This is a genomic window from Gilliamella sp. W8128 (genome assembly GCF_016100545.1).
GTDB classification, from domain to species: domain Bacteria; phylum Pseudomonadota; class Gammaproteobacteria; order Enterobacterales; family Orbaceae; genus Gilliamella; species Gilliamella apis.
This window is the reverse complement of sequence record NZ_JACFSE010000005.1, coordinates 220,324-241,560: the sequence shown is the minus strand read 5'-3', so window position 1 is coordinate 241,560 and position 21,237 is coordinate 220,324. Positions and strand designations below refer to the sequence as shown.

Below are 21,237 nucleotides of genomic sequence, written 5' to 3'. Positions count from 1 at the left end.
ATATCAATAACAAAAAGAGAATATAGATGAAAAACCTTTTATTAGTAGTATGCTGTTTTTTTAATTTTTATGCCTTCGCATCCGTTGATGATGAACGTAACCATATTCGTGTTACTAATAATTATCTCTTTCTTCTTTTTCCTGAGTATATTCCGCATTCTGTTCCTATAAAAAAACAAGAATTACTTATTAAAAATATCCAACCAACATCTTCTGTCAGTAATTTAGAAGTATATTCAGATGATAATGGTCTTATTATAGAAGAATCTGCTCCTGATAAAAAAGGTCTGATTATGGATTATAAGATGCAAGTTTTAACACGAAATGAAAAAGGAACTTTCGTTAATTATTCAGTGCAGTTTGATGATCAAAAAAACGTTACAGAAATTAAAGATTCTAACCAAAAAATAACTTCTTATTATAAATATGATGAACAGGGAAAATTGATTTCTTCAAATGAAAATGTAGATGGGAAAAATTATATAGGTACTTATTTATATGATAAAAACAATAATCTTATTCAGCATAACGAGCGAGAAATTGAAACTATTAGGTCCAAAAAGATACTTACTTTTCTGTCAACAAATTTATATTATTATGATGATGAAAATAGATTGGTTTCTTCCATTTCAAAACAGGAGGATCCTTTATTAAATGGAAAAACGGCATCGTTACCAAAAGATATCAATGAGTCTAAATATCGAACATTTACTTGTTACTATAGTCAATATAATGAACACGGTGATTGGACTATTAGTCAATGTTTTAACGGTGATAATGAATTAGATATGTCTATAACACGAAAATTAGAATATTAGTCTGCATAAGGCAAAAAACTGATAGCGAGGGAGCTAAGTCTTACTAGTTATTATACGTATGCTGAAGTAGGTGGAGAGCTGTTTAATAATTATCTAATTGATTTAATGTGAGAACTCTAATTTTGATGATGATACCAAAATATACATTAAGTCCTCACATTTGATCTAATAAATTACTCTACTGTCACCGATTTTGCTAGGTTACGAGGTTGGTCGACATCGGTACCTTTAATTAGGGCGACATGGTAAGCAAGTAATTGCGTCGGTACTGTGTAGTAGATTGGCGCAGTAAGTTCTTCAATATGGGGTAAGTTGATAATATGCATAGTATCGTCGCTAACAAAACCAGCATCTTGCTCAGCAAACACATAAAGTTGACCACCACGGGCACGTACTTCTTCAATATTGGCTTTGAGTTTTTCAAGTAAGTCATTCGTTGGCGCCATAACAATAACTGGCATATCTGCATCAATCAATGCTAAAGGCCCATGTTTTAATTCACCAGCTGCATAAGCTTCGGCATGAATATAGGAGATCTCTTTTAGCTTTAATGATGCCTCGATAGCGATTGGATATTCATCGCCACGACCTAAAAATAGTGCATGATGTTTATCGACAAAATGACCAGCAAGTTTTTTGATTACAGGTTCGGCCATTAATACTTGTTCTATACGGTTTGGTAAAGTTTGTAATGCATGGACGATTGCTTGTTCAGTGATTTCTGCCATATCATTAAGTCGGCCTAACTTAGCCACTAACAGTAATAATACCGTTAATTGTGTGGTAAATGCTTTGGTTGAGGCGACACCAATTTCAACGCCAGCTTTGGTTAGTAAAACCAAATCAGCTTCTCGAACTAAAGTCGATGCTGCCACATTACATACCGCAAGAGTGCTTAGGTAATTGTTCTGTTTAGCTAAGCGTAAAGCAGCAAGGGTATCGGCAGTTTCCCCGGATTGTGATAGGGTGATAAATAAACTATTTTTGCGACGAGCAGGTTTTCGATAACGGAATTCCGAGGCAATTTCGACATCACAAGGAATGCCGGCTAAGGATTCAAACCAATAACGAGCCACCATACCTGCATTATAAGCTGTGCCACAGGCAACAATTTGGATGTGTTCAACTTGCTTGAGAATATTTTCAGCATTTGGGCCTAGTTCTGATAAATCCACTTTGCCATGTGCCATGCGACCTTCTAAGGTATTTTTAATCGCATTCGGCTGTTCATAAATCTCTTTTTGCATGTAATGGTTAAAACCCGCTTTGCTGCCAGCATCATATTTGGCATCTGATTCAATGCAAGGGCGATTTATTTGATTAAAATTTTTGTCATAAATCGTTACTGAACGTTGAGTGACAAGCGCTATATCACCTTCTTCTAAGAAGATAAACTGCCGAGTTACCGGTAATAAAGCCAGTTGATCTGAGGCAATAAAGTTTTCGCCAATGCCGCAACCAATAACAAGTGGGCTACCAGAACGTGCGGCAACTAGAATATCAGGATTTCGAGTGTCCATAATTACTGTACCATAAGCACCTCGTAAGAGTGGAATGGCTTTTTGCACCGCTTCTAATAAGGAACATTCTTCCGTGCTGATGATGTCATGAATTAAGTGGGCAATGACTTCAGTATCTGTTTCTGAACGGAATTGGTAACCTTTCGCGATAAGTTTTTCACGCAGTGGTTCGAAATTTTCGATAATACCATTATGCACAACGGCAATAAAGTCGGATATATGCGGGTGCGCATTATGTTCAACTGGTTCACCATGTGTTGCCCAGCGAGTGTGGGCTATACCGGTTGAACCGGCAACTGGTTGTTCGTTTACCGCATCTTTAAGCGCTTGTACTTTTCCTACCCGCCTTATTCGCTGTAATTCACCTGTTGGTGAAATAATAGCAAGTCCGGCAGAATCATAACCACGATATTCTAAACGTTTAAGTCCTTCTAATAAAATATCTGCCACATCACGCTTAGCGATTGCACCTACAATACCACACATCGTTTATCCCTCTTTCGATTTCGTTGGTCTTTTCCAACCCGCAAGTTGTTTTTGTTTTACACGACTAACCACTAATTCATTGTCGTTAACATCGTTAGTAACTGTTGTGCCAGCCGCAATAGTTGCTCCTTTACCTATTTTGACTGGGGCAATAAGTTGGCTGTCAGATCCAACAAAAACATCATCTTCGATAACTGTTTTAAATTTATTAGCACCATCATAATTACAGGTAATTGTGCCAGCGCCAATGTTGACATTACTACCAATTTCACTGTCACCTAAATAACTTAAATGTCCGGCTTTGGTTGCATGGCCAAGATGAGCTTTTTTCAATTCAACAAAATTACCAACGTGGGCATGATCATCTAGTTTGCTGCCTGGTCTTATTCTGGCAAATGGTCCGATAGTACAGTGCTGAGCAATAATCGAATCTTCAATCACCGAGTATGGACTAATTTCGCTGTTATCAGCGATGGTGCAGTTTTTCAAAATACAGCCTGCACCGATAATGACATTATTTCCTAATGTCACATCGCCATGAATAATCACATTTGTATCAATGATGACATCTTTACCATGAGTTAATTTACCACGTAGATCAAAACGGGCTGGATCAAGTAAAGTTACTCCAGCAAGTAATAATTGCTCGGCTTGATACTGTTGATAATGGCGTTCTAAAGTTGCTAACTGTAATCGATTGTTGACGCCTTCAACTTCAAATTGCTTTATTGGATGTGAAGTTAAAATTTCATAACCATCTTGATGTGCAAAGGCAATAATATCGGTTAAGTAATACTCTTTTTGCGCATTGTTATTGGTTAAACGCGCTAACCACTGCTTAAGTAATTTGCCTGTAACTAGCATAATACCAGTATTAATTTCGGTGATTTTTTGTTGTTCGGCATTGGCATCTTTTTGTTCAACGATAGCCACAACTTTACCATCTTTGCGTTCGATTCGACCATAGCCAGTTGGGTCATCTAAAATCACTGTTAATAAGGCAATACCTTGTTTGGGTTTACTAGCAATAAGATTTTGCAAAGTTTCAACTGAGATAAGTGGAGTATCGCCATATAAAATTAATATATCTTCATCATCTTGAATGTAAGGGATAGCTTGTTGAACCGCATGTCCTGTCCCTAATTGTTCAGCTTGATAAACAAGTTGCACCGGCTGATTTTGTAACGATTTTTCAAGTTCGTTTTTGCCATGTCCATAAACAATATTGATGCGATTAGTATTAAGTTGTTGAACTGTATCAATAACATGTTGTAACATCGGCTTACCGCCGATTTTATGTAAAACTTTAGGAAGGTTGGAATACATCCGTGTGCCTTTTCCTGCCGCCAAAATAATAGCACTACGTTTTGGAGGTGAAATTGCCATAATCAGTTCCGGTCTGGTTAAATAAGGCTAATACTATAATCAAAGTTTTCCATGAAATCACCCCGAAATTATTAATTTTTATCCTAAAAAAAGAATTATTGATATTTACCAAGAGTTTTAATAAAAGGAAGCATTGTTATGAATAGCATTATCAAGGTTTTATTGCTTTATACCACTCACGAAAAGCAAACCTTTAAAATCATGCAGCGAATAAAAACAGAACTTGCCGGTAAATGTGATTGTGATTTGATTGAGTTATTACCAGATAGCCACATAGATCTTACTAATTACCAAGCGGTATTAATTGGTTGTTCTATTCGCTATGGTTTTTATAGTAAAACCATGAAAAAATTTATTGATGCTAACTATCTGCAATTAAATACACTTAAATCTGGCTTTTTTGGCGTAAATGTGGTGGCAAGAAAACCGCATAAAAATACGCCTGAAACGAATATATATACTAAAAAATTCTTAGCTAAAATTGCCTGGCAACCAACGATTAAAGCGGTATTTGCTGGGGCACTTTATTATCCAAAATATAATTGGTTTGATCGTAATATGATTCGCTTTATTATGTGGTTGGGTAAAGGTGATACCGATGTGACTAAAGAAGTGATTGAGTACACAAATTGGGACAAAGTGGATGAGTTTGCTCATCAATTTGCGACACTTATCAATGAGTAATCTTAGTTATCTCTATAAAATAAGTCAGTATTTTCGTTAAATATCAAGTCTTAAAGTTCTTTTTAAGAAACTTTGTGATATAGATCAACATTTTTACTAAAAAGGTGTACAATATTGCGCCTATAGAATTTATCTCCTAATTGGGATTTTAATTGTGATTGAAAATTTAAGAAATATAGCCATTATTGCTCACGTTGACCATGGTAAAACAACCTTGGTTGATAAATTATTAAAACAGTCTGGTACGCTTGATAATTTACGTGGCGACGACAATGAAAGAATAATGGACTCTAATGCGCTTGAAAAAGAGCGTGGTATTACTATTTTAGCTAAAAATACCGCTATCGATTGGAATGGTTATCGTATTAATATTGTTGATACTCCAGGACATGCCGATTTTGGTGGTGAAGTTGAACGTGTAATGTCAATGGTTGATTCGGTATTATTGCTGGTTGATGCAATGGACGGACCAATGCCACAAACACGTTTTGTTACCCAAAAAGCGTTTGCTTATGGTTTAAAACCGATTGTTGTTATCAATAAAGTTGACCGTCCAGGCGCTCGTCCTGATTGGGTTGTCGATCAAGTATTCGATTTATTTGTAAATCTAGGTGCAACTGATGAACAGCTTGATTTCCCAATTGTTTATGCATCAGCATTAATGGGATTTGCAGGACTTGATCATGAAGATATGGCTGAAGATATGACGCCATTATTTGAAGCAATTGTTGAACATGTTGAGCCACCAGCAGTTGACTTAGATGGTCCTTTCCAAATGCAAATTTCACAACTTGATTATAATAACTATGTTGGTGTTATTGGTATTGGTCGTATTAAACGTGGTCGTGTTAAACCAAATCAACAAGTCACTATTGTTGATAGTGAAGGTAATAAACGTACTGGTAAAGTAGGCCAAGTATTAGGTCATTTAGGTTTACAACGTTATGAAGCCGAAGTTGCTGAAGCAGGTGATATTATTGCGATCACTGGTTTAGGTGAACTCGGTATCTCTGATACGATTTGTGATAATAGTTGCGTTGAAGCATTACCAGCATTAAGTGTTGATGAACCAACTGTTACTATGTTCTTTAATGTTAATAGCTCACCATTTGCTGGCAAAGAAGGTAAATATGTGACTTCACGTCAAATTCTTGAGCGTTTAAACAAAGAACTGGTACATAATGTGGCATTGCGTGTTGAAGAAACTCCTGACCCAGATGCATTTAAAGTTTCAGGTCGTGGTGAGTTGCACTTATCGGTTCTTATCGAAAATATGCGTCGTGAAGGTTATGAGCTTGGGGTATCACGTCCTAAAGTTATCTATAGAGAAATCGATGGTAAAAAGCAGGAACCTTTCGAACAAGTTACTTTAGATATTGAAGAACAGCACCAAGGTTCAGTGATGGAAGCTTTAGGTTTACGTAAAGGTGATTTAACCAATATGTTACCTGATGGTAAAGGACGTGTACGTTTAGATTATGTGATCCCAAGCCGTGGTCTTATTGGTTTTAGAACTGAATTTATGACTATGACATCTGGTACTGGTTTACTTTACTCAACATTTAGCCATTATGATGATGTACGTCCAGGTGAAATCGGCCAACGTAATAATGGTGTAATGATTTCGAATGGTACAGGTAAAGCGTTAGCTTATGCACTTTATAGCTTACAAGATCGCGGTAAATTATTCCTTGGTCATGGTGCAGAAGTGTATGAAGGACAAATTATTGGTATTCATACCCGCTCAAATGATTTAACCGTTAACTGCTTAACGGGTAAAAAATTAACTAACATGCGAGCATCGGGTACTGATGAAGCCACTACGCTTTCACCACCAGTTAAAATGACATTAGAACAAGCATTAGAATTTATTGATGATGATGAATTAGTAGAAGTTACACCATTATCCGTACGTTTGCGTAAACGTCATTTAACTGAAAATGATCGTAAACGAGCATTCAGAAGCAATAAAGAGTAATGTCAGTAAAAAACTAGCAAGTTTAACTTGTTAGTTTAAATTAGAAATGAAAACCTCGTTAATTAGCGAGGTTTTTTTTGGCTTTAACTCTGGCGATAGCATCGGCAATTGATTGCTTGCGATCTTTTTGTGTAGTCGTATTGCTTATTGGCATCGACTTAGGAAATAAAATTGTTGGTGGTACCAGTTGATTGTGATTTAATCGTTGCTGTTTTTTTTGCGTCAACAGTAACTCTTCCTGTTCATTCAAGGCAACACCTAGTGTACTTAAGGTAATACAGTCAGTTGGACAAGTATTAATACAATTACTACAAGATGTACAATATTGTGGCAATATGGTATGTAATACTTGTTTGCTTCCTACAATAGCATCAGTAGGGCAAACGCGTATACATTTGCCACAACCAATACAATTTTCTTCATCAATTAACGCTTTATATTGTGTTTGCATAATAATTTTTTAAATTAACTTAAACCAACAATATTACCATCTTTGTCAATATCGATATTTCGATAAGCCGGATTAGTACCAAGTCCAGGCATTGTCATCACATTACCTGCATAAACCCGAATAAAACCAGCACCTGCCGAAATCGCTAAATGGCTGATATCAACATCAAAATCGGTTGGCACATTTTTTAAATTTGCATCAGCACTAATTGACATTGGTGTTTTCGCAATACAAAGTGGTAAGTGATCTAATTTTAATGCTTCAATTTCTTTAATGTTTTTAAGCGCTGTGTCTGATAAATTAGCTTTATTGGCACCATATTTTTTTACCATTGTTTGGATTTTATCTATTAATGGCATACTGTCAGGATAAGGTAACTTGATTTCACTTGGCATATCACACGCTTTAATCACATGTTTAGCCAGTTTTTCGGCGCCTTTACCACCTTGAGTAAATACTTCACTGACTTCACAAGCAAATGCACCGTGTTCAATGGCGTATTTTTGTAAAAATGCTAATTCTTCCTCACTATCATGTGGGAATCGATTGATTGCTACAATCACTTGTAAACCATAACTTTTAGCATTATTAATATGCCACGCTAAATTAGCTGCACCAATTTCAAGCAATTCTACATTAGACTCTGAAATCTCTTTTGGTATGGCTTGTCCTGGCTTGATATTATATTTACCACTATTGGATTTTAAGCTACGCACAGTTGCAACAAGCACTACACAAGATGCCTTGATACCAGCTTGACGGTATTTAATATTAAAGAATTTTTCCATTCCCATGTCTGAGCCGAATCCTGCTTCGGTTATAACATAGTCAGCTAATTGCATAGCAATGCGGTCTGCAATTACAGATGAATTACCATGAGCAATATTGGCAAATGGGCCTGCATGGATTAATACCGGTGTATTTTCCACTGTTTGCATAAGGTTTGGATTAATGGCATTTTTAAGCAGAACGGTCATTGCCCCAGCAACTTCAAGTTGTTCAGCAGTAATTGGTTCACCACTAGTGTTATAGGCTAAAATAATTCGTCCAATTCGTGCGCGCATATCATGTAAATCAGAAGCCAACGCCAATATTGCCATCAGTTCAGAGGCAGCGGTGATCTCAAATCCGTCACGGCGTTCAATACCATTGACGCCACCGCCAACACCGACAGTAATATTACGCAGAGCGCGATCATTGTGATCGATAACGCGTTTCCAAACAATACGATTAACATCGATGTTTAAACGTGGTAAACCAGTTTGTGTTGTAAATTCATCACCAAGGCGCTCTTCATGATAAAGACGAGAATCTAATGCCGCAGACGCCAGATCATGGGCTGCAGTTATAGCGTGGATATCACCAGTAAGATGAAGATTTAATGTTTCCATTGGTAATACTTCGGCTTGTCCACCACCTGCTGCACCACCTTTAACGCCAAACACTGGTCCTAAACTAGGTTGACGAATACAAGCGATAGCAGATTTTCCTAAATAATTTAAACCTTCACTTAATCCAATAGTATTGACAGTTTTTCCTTCACCAAGAGGGGTTGGGGTTATTGCTGTGACTAATACTAATTTACCCTGAGTTTTATTTTGATCTGCTTTAATAATAGATAAATCAATTTTAGCGACATATTTACCATGAGGCAGTACATATTCATCAGCGATATTACATTGTTTTGCGATTTCAGTTATTGGGCGTAAAGGCATATTCGTTCTCGTATAATAATAAACAGGTTGTCAGTATAAAGAATTTAAAATGCCGAATAAAGCAACAATTTTATCTTTATTGATTTTCGGCACAATCTTTAATTATATTGTTATAATGGGCAAATTTTTAAACTATAGGATAATTGTCAAATGAATTGGTTTTCACAGTATTCGCTTTTCCTGGCTGAAACAGTAACTGTTGTTGTTGCTATTCTAGCAATATTAATATTTATTTTATGTCAGCGTCGAAAATCATCCACAGTTGCTGGCCGAATGTCAGTTAAAGATATAAGCCAAGAGTATGAACAAGCTAAAGATGAAATGTTAATGTCTAGTATGGACGAGGTTGAAGCCAAACAGTTCACTAAAGATCTGAAAAAACAAAAAAAACTTGAAAAGAAACAGGCTAAACAAGCAGCTAAACTAAATAAGAAACAAACAGATACTGCGGCGTCGGACGATACTGTAAAATCATCCGAAACAACGTCTGCTTTACAGACAAAACCTAAACTGTTTGTTCTATCATTTAATGGTAGTATGGATGCGCATGAAGTTGAAGAGTTGCGCCAAGAAATTACTGCCGTATTAGCTATCATCAAACCAGAAGACGAAGTTGTGGTAAAACTTGAAAGCCCAGGTGGGGTAGTGCATGGTTATGGGTTGGCCGCTTCGCAATTATTACGCTTTAGAACACGAAATATTCCTTTTACTGCGGTGGTAGATAAAGTTGCCGCCAGTGGTGGCTATATGATGGCATGTACTGCTAACAAAATAGTTGCAGCGCCATTTGCTATTGTTGGTTCAATTGGGGTAGTTGCGCAAATTCCTAACTTTAATCGATTACTTAAAAAGCATGATGTTGATATTGAATTGCAAACAGCAGGCGAATACAAGCGAACTTTAACCATGTTTGGTGAAAACACTGACGAAGGTCGTCAAAAATTCAAGCAAGAACTGGAAGAGACTCATCTATTATTTAAAGACTTTGTAAAAGAGTATCGACCTAATATTGATATTGAACAGGTTGCTACAGGAGAACATTGGTTTGCAACACAAGCTAAAGAAAAGGGTTTAGTTGACGAAATTAGTACCAGTGATGATTTTATCTTATCGCATTTAGACACGCATAAAATCATTGCAGTTAACTATCAACGAAAACAAAAGCTATCAGAAAAACTCTCGAAAAATGTTGTAAAAGGCATGGAAAGATTATTCTTTAGACAAGGAAACGGACTATAACAGTCCGTTTTTTTATAAATGTATCAGCTAAATTTATTACAAACCAATCATAAAATTTGCAAAATCTCATCAAGATAATCGTTAAAGTTGATATTTTTTAGCAATGATTAATTAACTTCAAAATAGCTTATTTTTAAGAATTTTAATGGTAAAAATTAGCTTTATTACTGAATATCGACAACTTAAAAAGAGCAACGAGTTATAGATAAATATTTAGATAATTTATTGCTTAGTGATCTATTCTACGGACAATTTTTTAGCAAAAAAATAAGAAATAAGGCAAAAAATAAAGGTTTAAAAAATTAAATACCTTTACAAAAATTAACAATTTAGAGGTTAAAAAAATTGCATACTTTTTACTTAATCTCTATACTTTTCCTTATTCTTATTAAAGTGAAATTACCGATTAGTAGTTAGTCAATTAAACGAAATAAATTAATATAAAACATTAATTTACTTGACACGGACGTTATTATGAGCTATAATTTTAACACCAAACACCAAACACCAAACCTGCCCAAACCAATAATTTAAATTCGCCTAATTTTAACAATCAAGGTTTAATCTTTCGTCAGAGTTTACTCCTCCACCAACACTTAAGAAATTTTTTTAGTCCGATTTTAATTAAGCCAATTTTTTCGGTATTAGCACTTGTTTTATTGCTAATGTTATCATTTAGTAGTCAGTCTTTAACCGCTAGAACAACTCATATTATTCATGGTAATGCGCCATACTTAACTTTTGATGGTGGTCAGACTCGAGTTACTGATACAACTAAATTATTAGGTATTATTTTATCGGATGGAAGAACGTTTACAGCAAATAATAATTCGTCAATAACACCAATAATCTTGCCAAATCTTGGTGAAACTTTAGCTAATGTAGATATGCTGGTACCAATTGGTGCAGATTCAATTTCATTAACTTCAATTATTGGTTCGCCTTATAATTATTGGGGGGATGATGACGGTGATGGTCAGGAAAATAATGGTATCTCTGCTACAGGTTATTTAAGTTTAACTATTACTGACAAAGATAATCAAACTGTATCTCGTAATTCAACTTTAGATATTTGTAGAGCACCTTATAAAATCACATTAACCAGTAATGATGGTATACTAAGTACCCAGTATGGCGTACCTAGTAGTAGCTATTTTACAGGTAGTCATGCGACGTATTACATTAATCCCAACGAATCATCAAAAGTTTGCTTTGTTGCTCCAATATTATTTCCTGGTTCAAATACAGAGGTTAATGGTATCGATTTTCGAGGGCCACCTTCTATATGGCTTGCCAATAAGGGGTTTATTCCTCAGTCTACAACGCTATCAACTTACAATTTGAATTTTCCTACTACAGGAATGCATGATTTGTACTTTGACCTAGATATTGGAGGAGCAAGAGTTTTAACATGGGACTCGGTCGAACGGGGGGGAATTACCGCGACGTTAATCCCTGATTCAACAGGTTCACGTGTTACTGTCAAATTAACGGGGCCCAGTGCAAAAGATTTTCAATTAAATTCTGATTTACCCGGTAGTGTAGCAAAGCCTGTATTACCACAAACATTTGAGTTAGTTGGTAAAGATAGTCAAGGTAATCCTTTGATAAAATATGGTTTTCAATTAAAACAATGGTATGTCCATCGAGGTGCAAATAATTACTATACTTATCCAAGTACCTTATCATGGTGCAGTAATATTGGTTATCGTCTTCCTCAAATTAAAGATTTAACTAATGCTATTTGTGCAGGACCTTGGTGGGATGAGGAATGTCAAGGTTCGGTTAGTGCAACTCCATCTTCAAACGGTAATAACTTTCAACGTGTAATTGGCGGAGGATTCTTCTCGGAGTGGGGACAAATGGACAAATATATTAGTAGTTTTTATGATAATCACAATTACTGGACCATCGATTTTGTAGAAACAGATCGTTTAAGCCATTTTTCCGTTCACTCGAATAATGGTCACATTGCTCGGCATAAAAATGAAGTTGTACTCAGAGGTATGTGTACTACCCCTTAATTTTTTGTTAGAAAAATATAAGAGAGTACTAGCAAATTGCTAGAGAATTTCAACTATTCAGGAGATTAAAATCACATAGCCTTCAGTTTTACCTGAGGGTTTAAACAAGAAAGTTGAGGAACGGGGTTTTTTGAGCACTAAATGTCCACAAATTTTAGATTTTAATTAAAATTTTGCTAAGAAATAATGGTTTTGATATCTGATATATTATTTTTTAATTACTAAAATATTTTGAGTCAATTATTGTTTACATATCTTAACAATTTATCATTAAGCAACATTTGTCAAAATTGATAAATTTATTTATAATTTTTCAATAAGGAAATATATTTTTATTGTTATAAAATAATTGGATACATTGACAAAGGACTGAAAATATGTTAAAATACAGTTGTTTAGAGGCCAGCCAGCCAGCCAGCCAGCCAGCCAGCCAGCCAGCCAGCCAGCCAGCCAGCCAGCCAGCCAGCCAGCCAGCCAGCCAAAATAATATTGTAGCCATTTTTCAGGCTAAACAAGTTTTACAATTAAAATCTACCATAAACTTATCTTTCTATAATCTAAAAACTTATATAGCAAACATCGCGTTAAATATTCAGCAACATAAAAATAGACAAAAAGCGACAAATTTAACTAGGTATCAAACACTATTTGCACAAGTAATTTTTATTCTAAGTAGTCTGCTATTGGTAAATAATGTATGGGCTTTATCTTTATATTCGGCTCAAACAGAAAAAATGATAACCGGTAATTCGCCGTATATTTTATTAGCTGATGGCGTAACACCATTAACCGATTTACGGCAAATTATGGGGATTAATTTTCCAAATCGTAATGGACAAGGCGGTACTGAATGGATCAGTGCCTGGGATACTGATCTTACCTTGCGAGCACCTAAAGGAATGCATTTCAATGATGTTTGGGCTTTTGCTACCCCTACGGATGGAGTTGCACATAATCCATCAGCACTTAAGGTTGATGATATTGATGGTGATCAAGTTGGCGGTTATGTCACTGGAACAATTAAAGCAACTTGGTTTGAGAATGGTATTCAAATACCTAATGATAAGTTAAGTTGGGAGCTTTGGAATTGTGGCGGACCTTATAAATTACGCGTAGAAGTCTCGAATATTCAGGCCAATACTCAATATGGTTTACCTAGAAATCGTTACTATGGCAGTAGTTCGGTAGAGTATAGGATAATTCCAAATGGGCAAATATGTTATTTACGACCGAATGAAATGACTCACTTTGGTGATCATGATCCAAATGTCTTTAATAATACCTATGGTTTTTCTCGAAGTAGTGGTTTTCCAACAACTGGTTTTCAGAATGCAGCTTTTACCTTAGTCGGTAGCGGATCGGATCAAAGTCGTTATCGTTGCTATACGTCTAATGGTGGTGGCAAAATAAACTTATCGACAATTGGTGGTTTTGGTTCAAATTGTACGATAAATTACATCGCTGAGCAAAAAAGCCAATTTATTCAAAATGGAACGCCAACAATAACAATGGAATATTATAACGGTCGTTATTGGGAATGGTTCGATAATTTTACTATTCCTGTGCCTAAAAAATGGCCTAGGAAAGGAACAGGTAAGGCAATTGTGTTTAGTGATTCAAAGTATGTAAGTATGTCTAGAGGATTTAATGTATTAAGTTTTTGTAGCGGGATAAATAAAGTTACTCAAGCGCAAGCATTGAATAGCGATTTTCGGTTAAAATATTTATATACAACTTCTGAACTGACTAATAATGGTTCTCATTTTATAAGGGCAGTGGGTACATTTATGAGTGAATGGGGTATTACGAAAAACTATGGTGGAGTTTGGCGTCCTGATGGTGATTTATGGACTGCTGAGCTATTGCGAAATCAGTTAGTTTACCGAGTAAGGGGTAAGACAGGTCAAATTGATATTCAGGAGCCAAGATATCCAAGCACAACCGGTGTTTGTCGTGGTGATTAAAATATATTTATTTAATATGAAAAATCTAAATTTATGAATATAGAACAAAAATTAAAATTAAGCCAACAAACTGATTATATCTACTTTTTCCGAGAAGGTATCTTTGCTCAGCTTTATGGCGTATCCCTTTATCTCGCCGTGACTCGGTTAAATTTGGATCTTAATTTGTGCCTTTATAAATATAAAAGTTTATCTAATCAAAAAATATTACGTGCTGGGTTACCAACCAAAAAATTGGAAAGTTTGTTGCCGAATGGTTTAGCTAATTGCCAATTTGGTTATAGCTATAAAAATCTTTGGCATGTCGATAGAAATTCTTATAACCGTTGGTATAAAAAGAATACTTCAGAATTATTATCAATAAATTGCAAAAATAAGCATTCTAAAGATTTTTTAAGTAAGGAATTAATTCCATTATGGTTGACTGAAGAAGAGCGTCAATTTTTGCTTAATTGGCAAAAAGATAAATATGGACAATCAACTGAACAACAGTTTATAGATACGCTACAAAGAAAAATTGTTTCCAGTTACGCGTAGCGTACTGGGGCAATTTTTTCGCTCAAAAAATAAGCAAATAAAACTAAATAACAGGTATAAATTATATTTATACTTTATCTTGATAAAGTACCTTATCAGCATCTCCTATTTATTAATCATAAATCTTAAGAGTTAATAATTATAAACATGTTGTGAATAAAGAATTTTGCACTGCAAAAAAGTAATCTTGATTTTAAGTTATGCAACTCTATGCTATGCTTAACCTAATATTCGATCAAAGGACGTTCCATATGATAAAAGATCCATTTTATGATCGTGAGGCGCAAAAATATGATTCGCCGATCGCCAGCCGTGAGCTGATTTTGGACTATCTCACCAAAGAAGCAAAACCTGCTAATTTAGATAAAATAGCCCAAGCAGTATCAATTAAGAATGATGAACAAAAAGAAGCATTACATCGAAGATTGCGGGCGATGGAACGTGATGGCCAAGTGGTGTTTACACGTCGTAAGTGTTATGCCTTACCGGAAAAATTCGATATGGTTAAGGGTAGTGTGATTGCACATCGTGATGGCTATGGTTTTCTGCGAGTGGAAGGTAAGCCGGAAGACTATTTCTTGTCACATGAGCAGATGAAAAAAGTTTTACAAGGTGATGTTATATTGGCTCAGCCAATCAATAGCCAATACCGAGGTAAGACCGAAGCGCGCGTAGTGCGGATTTTAGAACCCCGCACTAATCAAATTGTTGGTCGTTATTTTATTGAGCAGGGCGTTGGCTTTGTGGTGCCGGATGACAGTCGTTTGAATTTTGATATTTTAATCGCAGGTAAGCCAAATCGAACTGTCAGAATGGGCTCAGTGGTAGTGGTTGAATTACAGCAACGACCTGAGCGACGTCAAAAAGCGGTCGGCGTGATTAAGGAAGTACTTGGCGAAATTATGGGAACCAATTTAGCTATCGATATTTCATTACGTAATCATGAAATCCCTTATGAATTTCCTAAAGTGGTTGAAAAAGAGGCCAGCAAATTTAGTGAGCAAGTACCAGAAAGCGCCAAAAAAGGCCGTAAAGATCTACGCGAGTTGCCGTTAGTAACCATTGATGGTGAAGATGCCCGTGATTTTGATGATGCGGTTTATTGTCAAAAAAATCGTGGCGGTGGCTATCGATTATGGGTAGCAATTGCTGATGTGAGTTATTATGTTCGCAACGGTAAAGCTTTAGATAAAGAGGCTTGCTTACGAGGTACGTCAGTCTATTTTCCATCACGAGTGGTGCCAATGTTACCAGAAGTGTTATCTAATGGCCTTTGTTCTCTCAATCCACAAGTTGATCGTTTATGTTTAGTCTGTGAAATGACAGTGTCAAATAAAGGACGTTTAACTGGTTATCAATTTTATGAAGCAGTAATGAACTCTCATGCACGCTTAACTTATACTAAGGTTGCCAAAATTTTAGAAGGTGATAAAGAGTTACGTGAGCATTATCGAGAGTTAGTACCTCATCTTGAAAATCTTTATGGCTTATATAAGGTATTAGATAATGCTCGAGTTACTCGTGGCGCGATTGGTTTTGAGTCAGAAGAGCCAAAATTCATTTTTAATGCAGATAAACGTATTGAGAGTATTGAATTAGTCCAGCGTAATGAAGCACATAAAATTATTGAGGAGTGTATGATTTTAGCCAATGTTGCTGCGGCAAAATTGGTCATTAATGCTGAAATTCCGTCTTTATTCCGCGTGCATGATAGACCGGATGAAGATCGCATGAATAATTTACGCAGTATTTTAAGTGAACTTGGTTTATCACTTGGCGGTGGTGCAAATCCAACACCTAAAGATATTGCCAAATTAATGGTTGATGTTGAAGCAAGACCCGATCATGAGATGTTACAGACTGTAATTTTACGCTCAATGAAGCAAGCAATTTATGATCCCGAAAATCGTGGTCATTTTGGCCTAGCGCTTGACGAATATGCCCATTTCACCTCGCCAATTCGTCGTTATCCTGATTTATTATTACATCGTGCTATTAAATGGGTACTGGCGAATGAACAACATAAAACCAGTAAAACTGGTGGGCATCGTTATACCACTAGCGAAATGCTTTATTTTGGTGAGCACTGTTCGATGACTGAGCGCCGTGCGGATGAAGCTGTTCGTGATGTGGTTGACTGGTTAAAATGTGATTATATGCAAGATCATGTTGGCGAGGTGTTTAATGGAACTATTTCGAGTGTGGTTAACTTCGGCTTTTTTGTTCGATTAGATGATCTGTTTATTGATGGTCTGGTACATGTTTCGTCGCTAGAAAATGATTATTATATTTATGACGCATCGCGTAATCGTTTAATTGGTGAAAATACTCGCTTTACATATCGTTTAGGTGATAAAGTTCAAGTAAAGGTCGAAAATGTTAATCCTGAAGAACGTAAAATTGATTTTTCATTGGTAGACAGTGATAATAAGCCACAACGTCAAGGTAAAACAGCAAAAGATAAAGCTAATAAAGCTGATATAAGTTTTGCTACTGATTTACCAGTAAAACGCAAAGCTAAAAGTCCACCAGATAGCAAAAAGAAAAAAGCGAACGCTAAAGTAGCAAATAAAGCAGAAGCTAAAGTGAAAAGTAAAAAACGAACAAAAGCTAAAGCAAAATCTAAAGCGGCATCTAAGACTAAATCTAAATCAGCATCGACATCAAGTAATAAGAGAAAAAAAGAGTAATTAACAGATGAGTGAAACAGTATACGGTATCCATGCGATTGAAGCTTTGTTAACGCGTGCGCCTGAAAGAATTATTGAAGTTTTTATCGCTAAAGGCCGAGAAGATAAGCGCCTAAATGCCCTTGTTCATGAGTTAGAACAGTTGGGTTTAGCGGTGAAAGTGACCAATAGACAGTACTTAGATGAAAAAACCAGAAATGGCGTGCATCAAGGTATTTTGGCAATGGTTAAACCAAACCGTGGTTATCAGGAAAATGATATCCCATTATTGATGGAACAACATCCCAATCCGGTTATTTTAATTTTAGATGGTGTGACCGATCCGCATAATTTAGGTGCCTGCATTCGTACCGCTGACGCTGCAGGCGTGAGTTTTATTATTGTGCCAAAGGATCGCTCTGCACCACTTAACTCAACCGCACAAAAAGTTGCTTGTGGAGCCGCAGAAAGTGTGCCTGTAGTTAGAGTTACCAATTTAGCTCGAACTATGCGGATGTTACAAGATGAATACCAAGTTTGGATTGTGGGCACCGCTGGCGAAGCGACAAGTACACTTTATCAAACCGATTTTTATAAAAATTCAAACGCCTTGCCACTGGCATTAGTAATGGGCGCAGAAGGTGAAGGTATGCGCCGATTAACTAAAGAGCATTGCGATGAGTTGGTGAGTATACCAATGGCGGGGATTGTTTCTTCGCTTAATGTGTCGGTTGCCACTGGCGTTTGTTTATTTGAAATAGTTAGACAAAAAAATAGATAGTAAGAGTTATAACATGTTAGGATTATTGAAAAAACAGAGTGAGCCAACGCTTTCAGAGCGAGATTTGAATGGACGTAATCATGTCGGTTATCCGACTATGCAATTATCTCGTGAAATTGATAAGTTAGTTAAAGCAAAATACGCGCCAATTAAACGGATCGTTAAATTCTACATAGCTATGCTATTTTTTAAATGGGGCCCAAGTGTTATCAATACTACGTTATCCGATGAACAGTTGGCTAACTTGTCAGGTCGCAACGTTCAAATGGTCTATTTGTTGTTGTTCCGAGACATGTTAAGACATATTTCAAGCTTAGCTAAATTAAAGCATTTTGCCGAAGATTGGCCAGAACAATTTGCTCAAGAGATATTAGAAAACTGCAACATGCTTAGCGACAGTGATGATGTCGATATTGCCAAAAAAGAGGCGTTATTCGCTAATACCCAGCTATTTGATATTGATAATACGATCGATCCTGATCACTTAGAAAACACCGTCATTCCTGATTGGACGATACCTTTGGCAGAGTTGATTATGTTAAAGCCGGCGACAATCTATCATTGTCACCGTCCTTTGATGGCGGTGATTTTGAAAAAGAAAAAATGATTTAGCCTATCATTTATTCAATTTTATTTAGTGGCAAATGCATAATTTTTTGATTCATTTGCCATAAATTTGCCTTCGATATGGCATAGTTAGTATGCCGTTATTGATATATTCTCCTGCCTTTAAATCACCTTATTGTTAAAAAAACACCGCCATCTTAACTTTAAATACCTAATCCATAATTAATTTTTGCAATGATTATTTGCAAAAATACCAACTAGGTATGTCACTATCACTCACTTATACTAAATTTATGAAGTAAATAGGTGAATGGTTTTATGCGAACAAGAACAATTGCAGTATTTAGAAAATTCATATCTATTGATTATCCATTAACTATTGATACATTGTCGGAAGAGTTTCAGATAAGTACTCGTACAATGCGAAATGAGATACGAGAAATAAATGATTTTTTACATAAAAGGGCGTTGCCGCTTATCTCCTCAATCCGTAATAAAGGTTTTATTATCAAGGGTACTAATGAACAAAAGCAATTAGTTAAGATTGCCTTACAACAATTACCCGTTTCCCCCATTTTAAGCAAAGAAGAACGTCAATTTGATCTATTGTTAGCTATTGCTTTTTCAGTTACACCTATCATTTTAAGCCAAAAAGAGAATAGTTATTATGTTTCTAAAAGTGTGTTAGACGAAGATATTCGTAAACTTAAATTGCGTTTAAAAAAATATGATATTGAGTTGGTGAGTCAACCTAAATTAGGAATGCAATTAGTTGGATTAGAACGTTCAATTCGTTTAATGATGTATGAGGTGATAAATCAATATGCTAGTAATCTCAATTATGAGCAGCCGTTAAAAGAGTTAAATTTAATTCAACAGTTGTTATTTAGTTACATTCCGCAGATGTTGATTAATAAATTATTTGAACTTGCTGAACAAACAATGAGCCAAGTTCATGATGAAATTTATAAACAGCAAATTGTTATTTTTACTGCAATTTGGGTTATTCGTAATCAACAACATCACCATCTCACTAAGATTCGATCTGATTTTATTCATAATGATTCCGGCAGTATTAGCCAATTTATTCGGTTGGTTTGTCAGCACGCAGCTTTACAAGTTAGTCGTCAAGAACAGCAATATATCATTTATATGTTAGAGACCTTTAATACTAAGGATATCAATAATTCTATCGATTGGTTAAATGCACAATTATTGGCGATTAAATTGGTCAATTATGTTGAGGAAAAGACACAAATTCCGTTTTCTATTAAACAAGAACAGTTATACGAAAATTTATGTAAGCATTTAGCCGGGTTAATTGCACGGGTGAGCAATAATATCCATATTATTAATCCGTTATTGGATAATATCAAACAGAACTATGGTGTTATCTATTCGGCTATTGCACAATTTATCCTAAATCTTGAGAGCACTTTAAGCAATAAAGTATCTGAAGACGAAGTTGCTTTTTTAACCATTCATTTTTCTGCTTTCGCCAGTGAGATCAACCAAGAGCGAAGTTACTATTTTAAAGCGGTGGTCATTTGTGATCATGGTATTGCGACCTCTAATCTTTTAGCCCAATCACTTAAAGAATTTTTCAATATCGAGATTTTGGCTATTTTGGCTCGTAATGATCAGCATTTATTGCAGCAACTTGATTTCGATTTGATTTTTTCGACTTTTCCATTATCACATTATGAACATCCTGTTTTGGTGTTAGAACCCATATTAAAAGAAAAAAATCACCCTATCATTACAGATTTTTTAGCTAAAAATCGTGATCACCAACGTATGGTTAATCACTGCACTGATGCCACTGATCTTTTTTATGCTTTAGTTAATTTAATTGAAGAGAGTGGCGGTGTGGTGTCTGCACCAATTTATAACCAATTGGAGAAGTGTTTAGCTATTAATAATCTTAAAATCAATAAAAGGAAAATCCAACCTATGTTGAAAGATATTCTTACCGATGATGACATTATATTGCAACAAACTTGCTCTAATTGGCAGCAAGCTATCACTTTTGTTGCTCAACCGCTTTTGCAGAAAAACTATATTTCAAAAAATTATGTCGATGCCATGATTAGCTCGCTTGAACAATATGGTCCGTATATCGTTATCGGCAAAAATTTGGCATTAGCGCATGCTCGGCCTGAAGATGGTGTTAATCAATTAGGACTTAGTGTGATGACCATGCGTGATCCTGTCGATTTTGGTAATCAGGATATGGGGCCAGTTAAGATTATATTTTGTCTGGCGGCTATCGATTCTTTTTCTCACCTCAATATTATGCGCAGTTTGATCGAACTGATTAATGATGAAAGTAAGCTTGAACGCTTATTAATGTGTGATTGTGTCTCGCAATTTAAAGCGATTTTATTTAATGAACCAACCCCAGCTTTAACTTAATAA

General features: G+C 35.7%; 15 protein-coding genes. 11 read left to right on the top strand and 4 right to left on the bottom strand.

The genetic code is table 11. From position 1 onward, the window contains the following. The first annotated feature begins 26 nt into the window (after positions 1–26). Positions 27–818: a hypothetical protein gene (locus H3U97_RS06940; protein WP_198198587.1), complete on the top strand. Its 792-nt coding sequence runs from the start codon at positions 27–29 to the stop codon at positions 816–818. A 173-nt stretch (positions 819–991) separates the two neighbouring features. Here H3U97_RS06940 and glmS read toward each other — a convergent pair whose 3' ends face one another. Together glmS and glmU are read right to left on the bottom strand one after the other, a co-directional pair. Next, entirely contained in the window at positions 992–2,824 is a 1,833-nt protein-coding gene (gene glmS / locus H3U97_RS06935) for a glutamine--fructose-6-phosphate transaminase (isomerizing) (RefSeq protein ID WP_065614054.1), read from the bottom strand. 3 nt (positions 2,825–2,827) lie between these two features. Beyond that, positions 2,828–4,210, bottom strand: coding sequence for a bifunctional UDP-N-acetylglucosamine diphosphorylase/glucosamine-1-phosphate N-acetyltransferase GlmU (gene glmU, locus H3U97_RS06930; protein ID WP_065578485.1), 1,383 nt, complete (start codon positions 4,208–4,210; stop codon positions 2,828–2,830). Positions 4,211–4,357: 147 nt separating this feature from the next. Here glmU and hemG point away from each other — a divergent pair, with 147 nt between their 5' ends. Together hemG and typA are read left to right on the top strand one after the other, a co-directional pair. Continuing rightward, on the top strand, positions 4,358–4,894 hold the full coding sequence (hemG, locus tag H3U97_RS06925) for a menaquinone-dependent protoporphyrinogen IX dehydrogenase (RefSeq protein WP_086361226.1): 537 nt from the start codon (positions 4,358–4,360) through the stop codon (positions 4,892–4,894). 154 nt (positions 4,895–5,048) lie between these two features. Next, positions 5,049–6,872, top strand: coding sequence for a ribosome-dependent GTPase TypA (typA, locus tag H3U97_RS06920; RefSeq protein ID WP_065578484.1), 1,824 nt, complete (start codon positions 5,049–5,051; stop codon positions 6,870–6,872). Positions 6,873–6,930: 58 nt separating this feature from the next. On the opposite strand, the gene H3U97_RS06915 is transcribed toward typA, so the two are convergent. Beyond that, on the bottom strand, positions 6,931–7,323 hold the full coding sequence (locus H3U97_RS06915) for an RnfABCDGE type electron transport complex subunit B (RefSeq protein ID WP_065578483.1): 393 nt from the start codon (positions 7,321–7,323) through the stop codon (positions 6,931–6,933). A gap of 14 nt (positions 7,324–7,337) precedes the next feature. Then, positions 7,338–9,038, bottom strand: a complete 1,701-nt coding sequence (locus H3U97_RS06910; protein WP_198198586.1) for a formate--tetrahydrofolate ligase — start codon at positions 9,036–9,038, stop codon at positions 7,338–7,340. A gap of 150 nt (positions 9,039–9,188) precedes the next feature. On the opposite strand from H3U97_RS06910, the gene sohB reads away from it, so the two are divergent. The 8 genes from sohB to H3U97_RS06870 all read left to right on the top strand — a co-directional run bounded on the left by sohB (position 9,189) and on the right by H3U97_RS06870 (position 21,234). Continuing rightward, positions 9,189–10,277, top strand: a complete 1,089-nt coding sequence (sohB, locus tag H3U97_RS06905) for a protease SohB (protein ID WP_198198585.1) — start codon at positions 9,189–9,191, stop codon at positions 10,275–10,277. Positions 10,278–10,942: 665 nt separating this feature from the next. Beyond that, positions 10,943–12,301 carry a hypothetical protein gene (locus H3U97_RS06900; protein ID WP_065578480.1) on the top strand — a complete coding sequence of 453 codons (1,359 nt, stop codon included), beginning with the start codon at positions 10,943–10,945 and terminating at the stop codon, positions 12,299–12,301. A gap of 377 nt (positions 12,302–12,678) precedes the next feature. Further along, on the top strand, positions 12,679–14,265 hold the full coding sequence (locus H3U97_RS06895) for a PT domain-containing protein (RefSeq protein ID WP_065650977.1): 1,587 nt from the start codon (positions 12,679–12,681) through the stop codon (positions 14,263–14,265). Between the two features lie 33 nt (positions 14,266–14,298). Beyond that, complete coding sequence (locus H3U97_RS06890; protein WP_198196496.1) at positions 14,299–14,802, top strand: hypothetical protein; 504 nt, start codon at positions 14,299–14,301, stop codon at positions 14,800–14,802. Between the two features lie 251 nt (positions 14,803–15,053). Next, entirely contained in the window at positions 15,054–17,492 is a 2,439-nt protein-coding gene (gene rnr / locus H3U97_RS06885) for a ribonuclease R (RefSeq protein WP_198198584.1), read from the top strand. 7 nt (positions 17,493–17,499) lie between these two features. Then, positions 17,500–18,252 carry a 23S rRNA (guanosine(2251)-2'-O)-methyltransferase RlmB gene (gene rlmB / locus H3U97_RS06880; protein WP_065650974.1) on the top strand — a complete coding sequence of 251 codons (753 nt, stop codon included), beginning with the start codon at positions 17,500–17,502 and terminating at the stop codon, positions 18,250–18,252. 13 nt (positions 18,253–18,265) lie between these two features. Then, positions 18,266–18,859, top strand: a complete 594-nt coding sequence (locus tag H3U97_RS06875; RefSeq protein ID WP_034901813.1) for a hypothetical protein — start codon at positions 18,266–18,268, stop codon at positions 18,857–18,859. Between the two features lie 278 nt (positions 18,860–19,137). After that, entirely contained in the window at positions 19,138–21,234 is a 2,097-nt protein-coding gene (locus H3U97_RS06870; protein ID WP_198198583.1) for a PTS sugar transporter subunit IIA, read from the top strand. Positions 21,235–21,237 lie beyond the last annotated feature (3 nt).